The 15,455-nt window shown below is 60.1% G+C and carries 17 protein-coding genes and 1 tRNA gene; 12 read left to right on the top strand and 6 right to left on the bottom strand.

The features are described from left to right. Positions 1 to 516: 516 nt before the first annotated feature. Positions 517 to 1,104, top strand: a complete 588-nt coding sequence (locus tag HS101_18540; GenBank protein MBE7508264.1) for a CAP domain-containing protein — start codon at positions 517 to 519, stop codon at positions 1,102 to 1,104. Between the two features lie 278 nt (positions 1,105 to 1,382). Here HS101_18540 and HS101_18535 read toward each other — a convergent pair. After that, positions 1,383 to 1,465, bottom strand: a tRNA-Leu gene (locus HS101_18535). 135 nt (positions 1,466 to 1,600) lie between these two features. Between HS101_18535 and HS101_18530 the strand changes: the two genes are divergently transcribed. The 4 genes from HS101_18530 (at position 1,601) to HS101_18515 (ending at position 6,427) form a co-directional block, all read left to right on the top strand. Then, the gene (locus tag HS101_18530; GenBank protein ID MBE7508263.1) at positions 1,601 to 3,058 is read left to right on the top strand and encodes a hypothetical protein; all 1,458 of its coding nucleotides are present in this window, start codon (positions 1,601 to 1,603) and stop codon (positions 3,056 to 3,058) included. 58 nt (positions 3,059 to 3,116) lie between these two features. Further along, positions 3,117 to 4,043 carry a 4-(cytidine 5'-diphospho)-2-C-methyl-D-erythritol kinase gene (gene ispE, locus HS101_18525; GenBank protein ID MBE7508262.1) on the top strand — a complete coding sequence of 309 codons (927 nt, stop codon included), beginning with the start codon at positions 3,117 to 3,119 and terminating at the stop codon, positions 4,041 to 4,043. A gap of 70 nt (positions 4,044 to 4,113) precedes the next feature. After that, positions 4,114 to 4,797, top strand: coding sequence for a septation protein SpoVG family protein (locus HS101_18520; GenBank protein MBE7508261.1), 684 nt, complete (start codon positions 4,114 to 4,116; stop codon positions 4,795 to 4,797). 169 nt (positions 4,798 to 4,966) lie between these two features. Then, entirely contained in the window at positions 4,967 to 6,427 is a 1,461-nt protein-coding gene (locus HS101_18515) for a hypothetical protein (protein ID MBE7508260.1), read from the top strand. A 15-nt stretch (positions 6,428 to 6,442) separates the two neighbouring features. Here HS101_18515 and HS101_18510 read toward each other — a convergent pair whose 3' ends face one another. Continuing rightward, complete coding sequence (locus HS101_18510; protein MBE7508259.1) at positions 6,443 to 6,712, bottom strand: hypothetical protein; 270 nt, start codon at positions 6,710 to 6,712, stop codon at positions 6,443 to 6,445. A 240-nt stretch (positions 6,713 to 6,952) separates the two neighbouring features. Between HS101_18510 and HS101_18505 the strand changes: the two genes are divergently transcribed. Both HS101_18505 and HS101_18500 read left to right on the top strand, forming a co-directional pair. Beyond that, positions 6,953 to 7,858, top strand: coding sequence for a hypothetical protein (locus HS101_18505; protein ID MBE7508258.1), 906 nt, complete (start codon positions 6,953 to 6,955; stop codon positions 7,856 to 7,858). Positions 7,859 to 7,900: 42 nt separating this feature from the next. After that, positions 7,901 to 8,572 (top strand): hypothetical protein, encoded by a 672-nt coding sequence (locus HS101_18500; protein MBE7508257.1) that lies wholly within the window; start codon positions 7,901 to 7,903, stop codon positions 8,570 to 8,572. Here HS101_18500 and HS101_18495 read toward each other — a convergent pair. Next, entirely contained in the window at positions 8,526 to 10,346 is a 1,821-nt protein-coding gene (locus tag HS101_18495) for a serine/threonine protein kinase (protein MBE7508256.1), read from the bottom strand. The two genes, HS101_18500 and HS101_18495, sit on opposite strands and share 47 nt — an antisense overlap. 340 nt (positions 10,347 to 10,686) lie before the next feature. On the opposite strand from HS101_18495, the gene HS101_18490 reads away from it, so the two are divergent. Together HS101_18490 and HS101_18485 are read left to right on the top strand one after the other, a co-directional pair. Then, positions 10,687 to 11,316: a sigma-70 family RNA polymerase sigma factor gene (locus HS101_18490; protein MBE7508255.1), complete on the top strand. Its 630-nt coding sequence runs from the start codon at positions 10,687 to 10,689 to the stop codon at positions 11,314 to 11,316. Between the two features lie 34 nt (positions 11,317 to 11,350). Beyond that, entirely contained in the window at positions 11,351 to 11,596 is a 246-nt protein-coding gene (locus HS101_18485) for a hypothetical protein (protein ID MBE7508254.1), read from the top strand. 390 nt (positions 11,597 to 11,986) lie between these two features. Here HS101_18485 and HS101_18480 read toward each other — a convergent pair whose 3' ends face one another. After that, complete coding sequence (locus HS101_18480; GenBank protein ID MBE7508253.1) at positions 11,987 to 12,400, bottom strand: hypothetical protein; 414 nt, start codon at positions 12,398 to 12,400, stop codon at positions 11,987 to 11,989. A gap of 372 nt (positions 12,401 to 12,772) precedes the next feature. On the opposite strand from HS101_18480, the gene HS101_18475 reads away from it, so the two are divergent. After that, entirely contained in the window at positions 12,773 to 13,063 is a 291-nt protein-coding gene (locus HS101_18475; protein ID MBE7508252.1) for a hypothetical protein, read from the top strand. Positions 13,064 to 13,072: 9 nt separating this feature from the next. On the opposite strand, the gene HS101_18470 is transcribed toward HS101_18475, so the two are convergent. After that, on the bottom strand, positions 13,073 to 13,900 hold the full coding sequence (locus HS101_18470) for a hypothetical protein (protein ID MBE7508251.1): 828 nt from the start codon (positions 13,898 to 13,900) through the stop codon (positions 13,073 to 13,075). Positions 13,901 to 14,020: 120 nt separating this feature from the next. After that, positions 14,021 to 14,251 (bottom strand): hypothetical protein, encoded by a 231-nt coding sequence (locus HS101_18465; protein ID MBE7508250.1) that lies wholly within the window; start codon positions 14,249 to 14,251, stop codon positions 14,021 to 14,023. On the opposite strand from HS101_18465, the gene HS101_18460 reads away from it, so the two are divergent. Both HS101_18460 and HS101_18455 read left to right on the top strand, forming a co-directional pair. Next, positions 14,246 to 14,731: a hypothetical protein gene (locus HS101_18460; protein MBE7508249.1), complete on the top strand. Its 486-nt coding sequence runs from the start codon at positions 14,246 to 14,248 to the stop codon at positions 14,729 to 14,731. The genes HS101_18465 and HS101_18460 overlap by 6 nt on opposite strands. 3 nt (positions 14,732 to 14,734) lie before the next feature. After that, positions 14,735 to 15,424: a hypothetical protein gene (locus HS101_18455; GenBank protein ID MBE7508248.1), complete on the top strand. Its 690-nt coding sequence runs from the start codon at positions 14,735 to 14,737 to the stop codon at positions 15,422 to 15,424. The last annotated feature ends 31 nt before the right edge of the window (positions 15,425 to 15,455 follow it).

The raw sequence follows: 15,455 nt of genomic DNA, 5'->3' as shown, positions 1-15,455 counted from the left end.
AACCCCATCGGGGTTGCATCTCGGCACGCGCGATCATCGTTCCCCGCGCGAGCGCGGAGCAAGAATGCTCAAATGGAGATCAATTTGACTATGCATCCGCGAGGCCGTGCATCGGGCAAAACCAAAACCCCCGCTCCCAGTTGACCCCACGACGCCTCGGCCCCACCGCGCCTCTGGGCCCCATGCCGCAGGCTCATGCCATTTTCACCCAAAAACCACCTAAAACGCGACATGCCCCAACACATGCCCGCCACAAGACTTGCAAACCAAAAAAATCGCGTGTGTCACCTTATGTCACCTTCGATTTTGCAGTACTTGCGCGCGATCATCGCCCTTGTCTTCACCCTCGATCGCTCGGCCCCTGCGCCCGTGGCCCCTTTTTTTTCGCCTATTGTCATCTTGCAAATCGCACCTCGTCACACGCCCCCAGCCCGCTCTGTCGCACGCGCTGGAATCACGCCCCCAGCCCTGTATCATGCACAAAGCACTCGCCCCAATCTCGAAAGGAGCCCGCCCATGAAAAAAATCTCCGCAAAAATCGCGATCGTCCTGCTGACCTGCTGTTTCACCATGGGCATGGGAAATTGTCAGACAACCGGCGGAACCACCGGCGGCACGACCACCATGTCGGCCGCCGAAATGCAGCTCGCCATGGATGCCCTCACCGCCATCAACGCCCATCGCGCCGGCAAGGGCCTCGCCGCACTCACCTGGCACGCCGTCGGCGCTCAGACCGCCTTCCAGCACAGCCTCGCCATGCAGAACGGTAACTTCTTCGCGCACGTAAACCCGACAACCGGCACCGACCCCGCCACCCGCGCCCTCAATGCCGGCATCATGCACGACCCGCAGGGCTCCATCGACCCCACCAGCGGTAATCCATTCGTCGGCGAAAACCTCTACATGACCACCGACGGCAGCGCCACCGGCCAGACCGCGACCGACGCCTGGGTCGGCTCGCCCGGCCATCACACCCAGATCGACGCGCCGATGCCCGTCACCGGCGCACAAACGATGCCACCCTGGACGCACTGCGGCATCGGCGTGCGCAAGAGCGGAGACACAAGCTGGTGGACGGCAATGTTCTTCAGGAATCCGAATTAGAGCGGATTTCGTTCGGTCGTAGCGTTTCTGCTGCGCCGCTGGCCTCAATCGCGGCCTCGACTATCAACGATCGGGCCGCTTCCAGGTCAAGCGACTCGAAAGCAGTTTCCAACGGCGGCTTGAACGCTCAATGCTCGGCTGGATCGCCGAGCGATTTAACCAAGTGGAGCAATCGTCAGTCGCCTGGCTCACCGACGACCTCGCCCCGCGCTGACGCAACCGGGGCGCATCGCACCAGCAAACCCCAGCGATGCTCCCGAAAAAAAAATGCCAATTGATGGGCGAGGTGGGACTCGAACCCACACGTCCTTACGGACAAGGGATTTTAAATCCCCAGCGTCTGCCATTCCGCCACACGCCCAATAACCGCGGCCGTCCGGTGGATTCGGGCGGCCCGGGGGATTATACTGAAGCAGACGATTCGGGCGACCGACCCCGCACCTGGTCGCATCACCGACCCTTGTCGTTTCAGCGAAGAGCCGAGGGGAGCCAGCGCATGGGTTTGGGGCGGAAATTCGCATTCGCGGCATTGCTTGCCGGAGTCATCGTCACGGGTTCCGCCCCCGTATTGGCAACGGGCCCGGATATCATCGTCGGCGAAATCGCCATCCTCAACAACATCAACCGCTACGGACCGCTCGGCCGAATCACCGCCTTCTCCTTCGCGACGACCTCGTGCAACATCGGTGACATGGAGGCCGCGTGGTTCTCCAACACCCCCGACCACCCGGTCATCGCTCAGAACATCTACCGTCTCAAAGCAGGCCGGTTCGAGCAGATCGGTATGGCATGGCTCAAGCACGGCTTCGCCACCCTCAACGACGAATTGCCGGGATGCGGCACCTGCCAGCCGACCGACGGGCAGACGCTTGGGCCGGGCTGCTCTGACACCTACGAGGCGACCCTCAACGGCGCTCAGGGTCTCCTGGGGCCGCGGTCGCAGGTCAATCCCTCGAGCGGCGAGTTTCCGTATCCATTCACGGCGCCGGCGATTCAGCCGATCATCGGGCGGCGAATTCAGGTGAAAAACCGCGACCTCGACCCGATTCAAAACCCGGGGGCGCTTTATTTCCTGGAGGCGTTCTACATCTCCGCGCACGAGTCGATCTTCAACAACGCCGCGAATAACGCGTCGTGGCGTCGCGTGACAGTCACAAGCGAACCGCTGGGGTATAAGTTGACGCCGGCCGGGAGCACCGTGCGAGAGGAGCCCGCCGTCTTCGCATGGAAGGCGAACGATCCCACGGTGCAGATTCAGCAGGTGGTCATAGAGAACGACGGCGGCCCCGGCTACTTCGGATACTTCTGGGTCGCCTCGAAAGCGACGTATCGGGGTAATTGCACCTGGCGATACGAGTACGCCGTCGAGAATTTGAACTCGCATCAGGCGTGCGGCGCATTTTCCGTGAGTCTGCCCGGCGGCGTTACGCCGAGTTGGGCCGGACGACGCAGCATCAGGTATCACAGCGGAGAGCCGTACCTGCCGTTCTCGTGGATGTATAGCTGGACCGATTCCGAGATCCGGTGGGAGACCTATCCATTCGCCGAAGTGCCCAATGCCAACGCCATCCGATTCGGCACTCTTTACAACTTCCGATTTGATGTCCAGGCGCCGCCGACCTGCGAAGGGGCCGCGGCGATTCACTTGTTCCGCTCGCCGCATCGTGATCCCTACGTGGTTCAGGTGATTGGACCGACGATCGGCGATCCCTGCCTCCAGTCGGAGCCAACTGACTTTTCCTGCGAGGCGGCGTTGGTGCAGCCCGATCGCCTGCCGGGCGACGTGAGTCTCGATGGAACTGTCGATGAGGCCGATGTGCAGGCACTCGTTGATGTCATCCTCGGCCGGCAGGAAGCGCCGGAGGCCACACTCGCGGCGGACATCGACGAATCCGGCGTGGTGGACGGACACGACATCGCCGCGCTGGTCAATCTGCTGACCGGCAGCAAGTGATCACTTCGATTTCTGAATAGACGCGCCTCGTCGCCATCCGACAATTACAATCCGCGGCATGTCATCCACGCGCACCATTTCACTGCCCGCCCCAGCCAAGCTCAATCTCACATTGGGCATTCTCGGCCGCCGCCCCGACGGCTTTCACGAGCTTGTCTCGTGGGTCGTCAAACTGGATTGGGGAGACACCGTAACCGTCAGCGACTCAGACGAGCTGCAACTGGAAATGAAAGGTGACTCAACGGGCGTCCCGGCAGATGCGACGAATCTCGTTTTCCTCGCTGCCAACAAACTGCGCAACGCGGCAGGTCATCGCGGCGGCGCGCGAATCGTGCTGGAGAAGCGCATCCCGCCCGGGGGAGGGCTCGGCGGCGGCAGCAGTGACGCGGCGACGGCACTAGCCTGCCTGAATGACTTGTGGAACCTTAACTGGACCATCGAGCGTCTGGCCGCCCTCGGATCGGAAATCGGCTCGGACATCGCACTGTTCTTTCACGGTTCGAGCGTGATCATTCGCGGTCGAGGCGAGCGCGTGGAGCCGGGCCCAGCCATGAAGAAGATGTGGGCTGCCGTGATTATTCCGCCGTTCGGTGTTGCGACAGCGGCGGTATACCAACGCCACGCGGCCCGTCGCGATGGGCACACCACGGAGGTCCCTCCAAGCCAGTCATCCGTCGCGCTGAGTGAGGTAAACGGGGCGATGGACGCGCACGAGGTAGCCTCCGCATTATTCAACGACCTGGAGTACGCGGCTTTTGACTGCGAGCCACGCCTGGGGGCGCTTCACGCCAGGCTTGACGGGCTGGGTGGGTGTCACGTCAGGATGACCGGGAGCGGGAGCTGCCTCTTTGGGCTCTTTGATACGCTCGCCGAAGCCGAAGCGTGGCGTGAGGCGGCGTTGAATCGCGTGTCAGGCGGCGTTCGCATTCAGATCGCAGCAACCGTGGCGAGTCCGCGAGTGGATGCCGGCGACGGAATAGGGTAGACTACAGAGCGAGCGTAGGTAGCCAGACGGACATCCATGATGTACTTCGTGACGGTCGGGAGCCTGGCGAATGACAATCACCGAAATCCGCGTCAAGTTGGTCGGGAGCAACGAGGAACGGCTTCGGGCGTTTTGCAGCGTCACCCTCGAAGGATGTTTCGTAATCCGCGATTTGAAGGTGATTGACGGCGCCAGCGGCCCGTTTGTCGCGATGCCCTCCCGCAAGCTCTCCGATCGCTGTCCCAAATGCAGCGGAAAAAACCACCTCCGGGCAAAGTTCTGTAACGAATGCGGCGCAAGACTCGATCCCAATCGCGCTCCGCGCGACGAGGAAGGGCGGATCAAGCTGCACGCCGACGTGGCCCACCCGATCAACGCGGCAGGGCGCGAGCAGATTCAGCGAGAGGTCATCGAGGCCTATGAGCGAGAGTGTGAGGCGGCCGAGGAGCCGGGTTACGAATCTCGCGAGGTGGATTTCGACGATCTGCGCGAGCCGGGCTTTGACGAGTTTGTCGCCGGAATCAGCGAGTCCATGCAAATGCGCCGGGCCGGCGCCGGCGCCGACGCCGAGGCACAATCAGGCAGCCAGCGGGTGACCCGACCCGCGCAGGATAAGAGGCACGATCGTCCTGGGGGACGACAAAAGGCTGATGCAAACGCGGTTTGCGGCGGCCGGCCCATTGAACCCGTCGAGCGGGGGGCGAATCGACGACCTCCGACTGACGAGGACCCGTTTAGCGCCGGCATTCTTTGAGGGAATGTCGGGCACAAGGGGGGGCGAACAGATATTTCCCTGCGAATCCCTCTCAAACTATTGATTAGCCAATTGGTGCATGAAACAATGAGAAGATGCACGGAGGGCCGCCGCGCTTCCCGATTCGAGGGCAAAGCCTTCGATCGAGCTGGAGCTAAGGGAGCAAATGATGAATTGCAGACGATCCACGGGTACGTTCCTCGGATGCTGGCGGGCGGTCAGCCTGGCGACCGTTGCGATGTTTTCGCTGATTGATTCCGCCTCCGCGCAGGAGACGGTCGTCAAGAACGACTCCGTCGTGGACGGTTCGACCGCGGCGATTCAGGCGGGGTTTGACGAAGGCGAGACAGCGGCCGTGTGGCTCACTTCGCCCTGCGCCGGGAGGATCGTCGCCGTTCAGGTCTTTTGGCGATCCTTCGTGGGCGGCGCGCTTCCTACGCTGGAGGACAACATCACCATTTACAGTCAGGGCACTTTTCCCAATCCGGGACCGATCATCCATGCCTTCCTGGAAGGGCCGGTCATGACCGACGGCGTCCTGAATGAGTTTCGGTATCTCGATGAGTTGAACACCATCCCGCTTGACGTGCCCGTCAGCCAGGGCGAAGTCTTCATTGTTGCGCTGAAGTTCGGATCCAACCCCAGCCCATTCAACGGTCCCAGTGTGGTAACCGATTCGAATGGCTGTCAACCGGGCAAGAATGCGATTCAGGCGATCGGGCTTGGCTGGGTCAGCGCTTGCTCCCTCGGCGTCAGCGGAGACTTCATGATCCGCGCGGTTGTCAATTGCGAGCAGGGCACGGGGGCATGTTGCGTGCCTTCAGGAGCCTGCGTGCCCGACGTGTCCGAGGAAGATTGCGCCAATAGCGGGGGGTTATACGAAGGTGATGATACATTGTGTTCGGAGGCGAACTGCCCGGTGCTCGTCGGTGCCTGCTGCAAATCAAACGGCACTTGTCAGGACGGCCTGACCTCGAATGCATGCGTGAACATGAGCGGCGTTTATCAGGGCAACGATACACTCTGTAGCGGTGTCACCTGCCCGCAGCCGGCCGAGGCCTGTTGCAATGCCATGTCCGGCTTCTGTTTCATGCTCGATCCAGTCTCGTGCCAGGGCTTTGGCGGCGTTCCGCAGGGTCCGGGTACGACTTGTGTGGGGCCATCGGCGAATCAATGTCCCACGGGGGCCTGCTGTCTCCCGAATGGCACCTGTTCACCAACCCTCACGCCGGCGCAGTGCGCGGCGCAGAGTGGCGTCTATCAGGGGACCGGTTCGACGTGCGGGCAGGTATCTTGTCCGCAGCCTCAGGGCGCCTGCTGCCTCACCAGCGGCGGATGCACCGTGACCTCTCAGTCCCTGTGCGAGGGATTCGGCCATACCTGGAAGGGGCAAGGTACGACCTGCGCCGATGGCAATATGAACGGCACGGCCGACGCCTGCGAAGCGCCGGACGGCGACATGAATGTGAATTCAGTCGTCGACGGCGCTGATCTTCAGATATTCACGGATGCGGTAAAGTCGTCATCGACGAATCCGACCCACCTGGCGCACGGTGATTTTTCCGGCAACGGGGTCATGGGGACGGAAGACATCGACGCAATGGTGGATGTGCTGCTCAACGCGCCATAGGCCGGATACCGGAACTCATAAGGTATCGCCGGGGAAGTCCACCACCACGTCATCGAGCGCCGACGCGCTGATCACGACGCTCATCGCCACGAAGATGCGCTGTCGATTCGCGCGAATGCCGCTGAGCTTTGCCTCGCAGGCGTACCGCTCCTTGCTCACGTGGCCCTCGTTGCGATCGCGGATGTCGGCTTCTTCAAGCCAAAGGCCGTCCGGGCGCAACTCGACGAGGGTGCCGAGGAAAGTGATGGGGCCGGCTGTATCCAGGATCACCTTACGACCGACCAATTCCGCAAACCCCGATCGGTTCGTTTTCGCCGGCCGCCTGGAGCCCTTGGCTGATGGTCTTTTCGCGGGTTTTTTCATGATGTCGAGCGACCGTCGGGCGAACGAGGACGGGTTGGCCGTTCCAGCGGCGTGGGCTAAACTACGCGAAGGTTATGAGCATCAGAGTCTCACATCAAGCGGGCGACGACTCGCAGGGCTTGTCAGCACCGATTAAATCGAATTGGACCAGGTGAGTAATCCATGACGTATCAGAAAATACTGGCTGCCGGTTTGATGGTCGCAATCGTATGCGTCTTCGCCGGCGCGGGCCCGCCGATGGCCGATCCTCAGGCGGTTTACCAACCCGAGCCGCCGGATGACCCGCCGGACACGAGCGGCGGGGGACCCCATGACGATCGCGACCACGAAGTCGTGCCTTCGGGTCCGGTGATCATGCGGAAGTTGACGCCCGAGGAGATCAACCGAATCCGCTTCCTGGAGTTGCGGGCATTTCGCCTTGCAGCAACGGACACGCCCGATCGGGTGACGGTCAAGATCCCCAGGAAGACCGTGGATGACTTCCTGCTCGAAATGGAGGGCCACAAGGATTTTCTGGGCGAGCCGAGTCGTCGGGAATTCCGAAAACTCACGCCCCCTCAGAAACTCCACTACATCGCCAAGTATAAGGGCGACGCCTTCATCGACCGGGTGAAGATCGAATCGGACCCCGAGGTCTTCCTGGAATTTCGCAGGCGAATTCTTCCGACGGTCCTGCGGGGCTGCGCGACCAGCGGTTGCCACAATATGAGTTACGACGAGAGCACCCGGTTCGGCCTCTATAAGGACCCCAAAAGACCCAATGAGAAGGTTTACGCGAATTTTGTTTTGTTGAGCGAGCTTCAATATGACGGCATGTCGGTCATCAATCGAACGCAGCCGGATAATTCGCTGCTACTGACCTACATGCTGCCGGCGAAGGAAGTCAAAGAATCGATGCGACATCCCGGGGCGGTTGAGCTCAAGCCCCTATTCCAATCGCGGGCGGCGCCGAATTACAAGCGCATCGAGCGTTGGATTGCTTCCCTTCGTCAGCCTGCGCCGTCATACGGTGTCAGCATGATCAACCGCTACCCGACCCCGCTTCCGGCGGAACCCGATGAGCCCTAAGCGCTGCTTGGGGCAGGATCGAGGCGGCCAAAGGAGTCGTCGATGAGTCTCGGCGTTTTCGTCGCAGGTACGGCACTGGCCGGTGTCGCTGCGTCGTCGATCGTTTTGCTGCGTCACCATGAGCGCTCTTCGCGCGCCGCCCAGGCCCGGCGATTTGGCTGGACGCTCGACGAGCAGTTGGGCCCGGAACTTCGGGCACGCCTGGCCGGCCTGACCCTCTTTGAAGTCGGTCACTCACGACGCGTCGAGTGGGCCTATCGCCGCGAGGGGCCGCTTTACCTGTTGCAATACTTGTGCGAAACGGGATTCGAACATCGCCGCAAGACCCATCGCTGGTCCGTCATTGTGGCGCCGCTGCGACATGCCCTGGGTACTGCCGTCATCACGGCCGAAGACTGGCTCGCGGCAACGGCGGAATTGCCGGCCCGTAAGACGATCACGGGCGCCTGGGGGCGCTCCACGGGAACCAACGGCCTCATCATCGTCGAGGACGAAGAAGCCTGGCGAGCGCTGCTCGGCCGGCAGTTGGGGCCGTGGTTGGAGCGCCAGCCCCCGGCGAGAAGCTGGGAAGTGCTGCCCGAATACGTGGTCGGTTACGATCCCGGGTCGCCGGGTGAATCGGCGATGATGGAGCTTGCCGGGGAGGCTCAAGCGCTCTGCTCCCTGCTCAGGACGGCTGATCAGGATCTGCCGGCGACGGTGATGAAGTGCTGATTTGGTCGGCCGGCGCTTCGGCCACATCCGTGGTCGGCTGGCTTGCCGCGGGTTGAGTCGAAGCCGGCGCGGCCTCAGGTGCGGCCGGCATCATGACTAACTTCGAGAGTTCGCGAAGCAGAGAGGCGCCCAGAATTTCCTTGTCCTCCTTCGACTTCGCTGGGGGGGGGACATAATCGGGTCGCTTGCTGAACAGCGGAGCACTCGTATCGACCGTGCTTGCCTTCTCCGGGCTGTCCACTTTCACATTCTCCATGGCGAGTCCGGCCATTTCGGCGATCAGTTTCAATCCGATGATCGGCGCATCCTCGCTGGACGCAACGGTATTGGCCAAAGAGTCGATCGCCCTCGCGGCATCGGGTTCGAGCCTTCGCAGTGCGGATTCATATGCCGCCTTGGCCTTCAGACGTTTCTCCTCTTTTTGCTTGTCCTCTTCCTCCATGACCGCCAGCTTTTCTTCAGAGCGTCGGGCACTCTGTACGGTCTGTTCAAGAATCACCGCTTTGGTCTCGAGTTGACGGGAGAAATATCCAACGACCGCAAAAATAGAGGCTGCAAAGAAGATGGCGGCCGCGCCGACGGCGGATACGAGCTTGTGCCGAAAGATGATCTTCTTGAGCAGGTAGATGCTGCTGACCGGTTTCGCGGTAATCGGCTCTCCCGCGAGGAATCGCTTAAGGTCTCCGGCCAGCGACTCGACCGATTGGTAGCGATCTTCCTTGCGCTTGCTCAGGGCCTTCACGATGATTGTTGACAAATCCGGGTCGATCTTTGGGTTTAGTTTTGAAGGAGATATGGGCTCGCTATGGGCGATGTTGTGCAGTACCTTGCCGATGGGGCCGTTCGTATCGTATGGCATCTGCCCGGTGAGCAGTTCGAAGAGCATCACGCCGAGGGCATAGACATCAACGCGGATGTCGATGCCCGTGGGGTCGCCGGACGCCTGTTCCGGCGACATGTAGGCGGGCGTACCGACGATCTGCGCGGTGATCGAGGTATTCACGTTTTCTTCGAGCGATCCGGCCTTGGCCAGTCCGAAGTCCAGGACGTGCGGGTCTCCGCCTCCGTCGATGAGAATGTTTGACGGTTTCAGGTCGCGGTGGATCACGCCACGCATGTGGGCGTGACTGATCGGCTCGCAGATTCTCACGAACAAGTCGATTCTGGACTTGATGTCCAGGTTGTGAGCGCGCGCGTGATCGCCCAGCGCCAGACCAAAGACGTGCTCCATCGCATAATACATGCGGCCGTCGGCCTCGCCGCTGTCGTATATCGGAATGATGCCGGGATGTCGGAGCTGCGCCGCCAGGGCAATCTCGCGCTCGAATCGCTTGCGAGCGGATTCCGACGCCAGCGGGCCTTCCAAAAGGAGCTTCAGCGCGACGACGCGCTTGGTGGAGAGCTGGATCGCCTTGAAGACGACTCCCATGCCCCCGCGACCGATCTGCTTGAGGATTTGATAGCCGTGGATCTCGGGAGGCGGAGCGGATGCCGGAGCCAACGGGTCCACGGCCGAGCTGCCGTTGCCGTGCCGAACCGGGGCCTCACGCGTGACATCGCTGCCTGAGGAACCGAGGTCCTTGATGAGGTCCAACCCGCCCAGGTGCTCGCGCAATTCCCTCGCATACTCGGAATTGGCCGCCAGAAATGCCTCTTCGGACAGGGACTCTCCGTTTTGACGCCGATCAAAGAACTCATTGATCAATTCGCCAATTCGCACCTCGCGGGGATCTTCCGCGAACGATTCATTCTGATTGGAGTCCGATCGGGTCATCAGGAGGGGGTCATGGACTCAGGACCGCACGGTGTGCAGGCCTGCCAGGACGTCCCATTCGTTGCCTCCGTCGATTTTCCAAAGGAACTGCAAGGCGAAAACCCCTGCCTGGCAGCATAGCGTCGGCCTTGAAGCACCCGGCCGGCTGAGGGTGACAATCCGCCCTTATCTAGATTACCACAAACAGGTTATGTGACTATTACAATCTCGGACGCATATTCCAATCGCCTCCCAAAGAGGCGATTTGCCGTTAGACTAGTACGGTATTGGGGTAAGCTCGCTCATGATTCCAACAAAGTTTTCGTCAGTTACGCCGCAAAAAGCCCGGGGATAGCCGATCGTGCCGGATTCAACAGAGACGCAGATTCTCATCAAGGACGCTCGCGGAGGCGACGAGCAGGCCGTCCGGCGGCTCCTCGTGCTCTACCATCCTCGGCTTAGAGCTAGACTTCTGCGGCAGATGGACCCGGTCATGCGATCGAAACTCGAACCGGAGGATCTGCTTCAACAAGTCTATCTGGAGACGTTTCGCGCGATCGGCCAGTTCGAATACCAGGGGCCGGATTCGTTTCTACGGTGGATGTACGCCATTTTAGACCGCAAATTGATCGACGAGCATCGCGCTTTGCGGGCGGAGCGGCGGGATGTGCGACGCGAGGTCAAACAGGCCGCGGCGTCGTCGGGCCAGACGACCTACATTGACCTGCTCACGCGCATTACCGCGGGCGGCACGACGCCGAGCCAGATTGTCCGAAAGGATGAGGCCCTCGGCGTCCTGGCAGCCTGCGTGGCGACCTTGCCGGATCACTACCGCGAAGTCATTCAGATGCGATTTATTGAAGGGCTGCCGGTTTCGGAAGTCGCGAGTCGACTCCACCGGTCCATTGGGTCGATCCACATGATATGCCATCGGGCGCTGCGTCAACTGCGCGAACAGGCGGAAAAGCTCGGCATTACTCACGATGGTTAAGAAGGGATTTGCGGGCGGATCAGGGAGTCGAAGAGTGAAGAAGAAACCGGGGTTACTGAGCTGCTTGACGGCGCTGGCGCTCCTCACGGCAATGGGGCCGATTGGCTGCGGAGCCGGGCCCGCCCAATTCCTGGCGGATTTCCTCTCGGGCATCTCCGACGGCGCGGAGGATTTTGCGGAAGCAGCGGAAGATCTTGACGAGGACCTCGAAGACGCGGACGACGGTGACGATATCGATGAGGCGTTTGAAGACTTCTTCGACGCGCTATTCGGCGGATGAAGTGCGCGGCGGCCGCCCCCCAGATCGGCCGTCAGGCCCGAACAAACTCAACACTGCGGCCGAGAGGAGTCGAATCCCTCGGACGGCATAGCGCCGGACGTTACCCCGCAAGGACTTAGCGATCAGGCAGGGGGGTCCGGGGAAAATATCGTACACAAACCCAGTCGCCCGCACGGTCTGGATGGCGACTTGGCGGCGATTGTCGATTCGTGGCGTCGAATGTCTGACGATCAGCGCAGTCGCATCATGGCGATCATCCAAGAGTCACAGGCATGACCCTTACCGAAACCGAAGAAACGCCGAGGATGCCCCAGGACGAACGCAACGGGCGCGGACCTAACCGGGGGTAGGCTCGGAGCGATACATCGCAGGGGGCGGCGACGTTGGCCGTCAGTCGAGGCGGTAGAGAAACGTTGGGCTAGATGATCCATTGATAACTTGAATAGTCAGGCCGTTGGTAAATCGAACATCGAATCCGAGTCTCGGATAATCTCCTATGCCAAGTTGCAACAGAAAATTCTCTGGTAGAGCGGGGCCGTTATATACTTTGATGAAATCGTTGCTAGTCATGCCGTGGAAAACCCCTCCGGTCCCGATCGGGGCAACCTGAAAGGTGCCGACACCGTTTGTAGGAAAGGCGGACCAAGCGCACCGATTACACCCCCCGATGGCGATTGCCTCTCCCGTATCCCCGGCTGGTCCGATCTGCCCCGGGGCAGCCGTCACGATCCTGTCCCCGGCCGATCCGAAGGCCACAAGGCAGGCGACGGCGATCAGCGCAACGACTCCCGACCACTGATTCATGTTTCGCATCATCTTTGATTTCCTCCTCGCCTGCCCGGAATGGGCAAGGCCCGGGCATTGTATCAGACCGCTCCGGGCCAGAGGGGACCGATTACCGGCCGAGAGTTTGGAACGAATGGCCCGAGGCGATCAGACCGAGGTGGGGGACTGACCCTCTCTCTGTGCGGCCGTCCGATTCGCCCAACCACACGGACGGCCGTTTTTCTGCGCCTCAACAAACTGAGCCCACCGGTGAGGCGGGCCCAGGATCCCCAACTCTCGGACCGAAGAGTAGAGAAAGGAGGTTCTCAAGGGGACCGAAACCAGCCAAATCAAGCGGGCAATCGGGAAGTCAAGGCTCGGCGATACAATCGCAGCGTGGAGGGTATCGCCATGCTGACGAACGATCAGGTGACGGAGCTGCGCGGCAAAGTCGAGAAGGCCAACCGTCAACGGGCAGACAGGCGATTCACGCTCGCCCGATGCACGGACGGCCCGCTCGCGGGACTGCCCCTCCGTCTCGCGCCGCATGAATCCCAAAGCCGGACAATTATCGTCGGTTGGTCCATGCCGACATCCATCGGGCCGATCCTGGCGTACTACGGTCCAGGCGACAGGGCGGGCGAGCTTCGGTTTCGCGGGTATTGTGCGCCCGGACGGCGGGAGAGCGGGGTATTAACCTGAAGCGCCGACCTAACGAGAGAACCAAGCTGCTATGACACCCCCTAGCTTTCCCAATCTCTCGGAGTTGTCGGCGAGCCAATTGAAGGCTCGTTTGGCCAATGACGCCTTCGTTTTCTGCTCGGAAGTCGCCGAGTAATCCCTAACGATTTGTTCGAGTTCAGTGCGTGCTTTCTTCGAGACACCCTGCTGTTCAAGCTGCGCGTTGATGGAATTGAAGTCACCTATTTGGATTTGTCCTCCGTGAATATCTCCGAGAACGCCTTGAAAGTTAGAAATGTGAATCGAAGATGTTGAAGCTGCCTTTGCGTGTTCCTCGGATGAGAATCGAAGTCCGTCTCCAAGAATCCCATGGCGTTCAAGTTCTAAGGACCATTCGAGTATTAGGTTTCGGACTGCTTCAAGGACTCCAGCGACTTGGCCCACTCCAATCAGCCGAGTCGGAATCAGGTTCGTCCCGAACTCCTTCATTAACTTGAGTAACAATTGTTGGCTGAACGCCAATTGCATCGGCTCAGTCCCCATTTTTCCAAGCATGAACTGCAGCTCACCAATTGGATTAGTGCATGGCGCAATGTGTGCCGCCTCGTCAAGGTCAGGGTCTTCGAAGATAAACGGAACCCACCCTCGATAAGGGTTGAAGGCCTTTACCTCGGCTTGCACTTTACGATAGTCAGGCAATTCTTCGTTCTTGTATCCTCGCAATTCAAGTTCAGCCCACTCAGCAAAGTCGTTGATTCCGAGTTTTCGAGCCACGAGAAGTGCCGTCCGCACGAGTTCTGCAACGTCGGCGTCCTTATCTAGAGCTTTCTGCTGAAGTTCAAGGACGATTGAATTCATCTCTCGATTGCTCCAAGCCATAATTGCGGAATATGCCCGCAGATTCCAAATCTCGGCCGCATTGGCACCACACCCATGCACTACAAGAAGCCCATCGTCGTTAGGCAAATCCCTGCAACCCTAACCGTCCTCCAAGTCAATCGCCAGCACCTTGCACAACTCCATGATGCCATCATATTCCCTTTCGACGGGAGCCCGGACAACCCACGAATGGCCGTCGAGGGTGTCCACGGCGTCAAGGCAGATCATGAGGTGCCCCAGCCGGATATCACAGTAACAGGCCCGGCAAACGTGGTAGCCGAGGCCCCGGATATGGTCGAGCAGGACCGAGCATAGGCGGGGATTGTGCATCGAGTAATATGCTACGCCGTGGCCGGACTACCCGACAATAGACGGCGATGGCTCAGGCGGCTGGCAGGGCTCGGCTTTGCTTGCGCTGCGGTGTTGACTCTGGCGAGCATGGCGTCGATTACGAAGGCACTGGTCTATCTCGGGCCGAGCTATCACGTCATGTTCATCGGCGGCGGGCTTTTGGTTCAGCCGAGCCCCGCGCCTGTGAACGGTGGGCTTCAATGGGCAGACGCAACGATTCCAAGCAAGGGCTTCGGCGCTCGCCTGCGCGGTTGGTTCATGTTCCCGCGAGGGATGGGGACGGGCTCCACGTTCATCCCGTTCGGTCTGCCCGTGGCGATCCTGGCCGCGATATCATGGTTCACGCTGCGTAAGGCCCGGCGGCGCATCGCCGAGGGCCTTTGCCTAGTGTGCGGGTATGACCTAACCGGCAACGAGTCGGGCAGGTGTTCGGAGTGCGGGGCTGCAGCGGAGGGCTAGGCCATGGGTGACAAAAAGTCGGAGATTGAGAAGGAAAAAGATAATCCAGTATTGCAGATTCTTGAGGCGGGGACGTGCGCGATTGGAATGAGTCGCCGCGATTGGATGCGGCGTGGCGGAAGTTTTCTCCAACGGTGTGTTGGCTCGAACGTCGTTGAAGCAACTGCGAAAGAGTGGAGGCAGCTTAGGGACGAAGGCCGCATCAAGAGCGATTACCAGAACACCGAACAATGCGGCGCATGCTTATATGAGCTTCTCGAATCACTCGAAAAAGACTCAGTAGATCACGAGCGAATGAAGCTCATTAAACGTATATTCCTAGCAGCAGCGACTGAAGAGAAGTCAACTCGTCGGGACAATCTACCACTTGAATTCATAAGGACAGCAAGGTCGCTAAGCGCTGGCGAGATTCTTGTTTTGCGAGCTGGATGCCATTTGCACGATACCCTCGATGTGTCCAAAGAGAATGAGGCGAGAAAACTACTGTATTGGCACAATCAACTAGCCGGGCAATCCGGTCTGAAACACTCGGGATTGACAGACGTGCATTGCGGTGAGCTTGCGAAGAAGGGTCTCATGGATAGACGATTCACAATAGTCGGCGAGGCGTACGTCACGGCCAGAGACTTGATCACTTCGTATGGAAAGGCGCTTTGTGATTTCGCGATGACAGATGCCGATCCGCTCATCTAATGTTTTTCCGCGATCCAATGTGTTTTGATTG

The sequence above is a fragment of the Planctomycetia bacterium genome, assembly GCA_015075745.1.
Taxonomy (GTDB): domain Bacteria; phylum Planctomycetota; class Phycisphaerae; order UBA1845; family UTPLA1; genus UTPLA1.
This window is presented reverse-complemented; position numbering and strand designations above follow the sequence as displayed.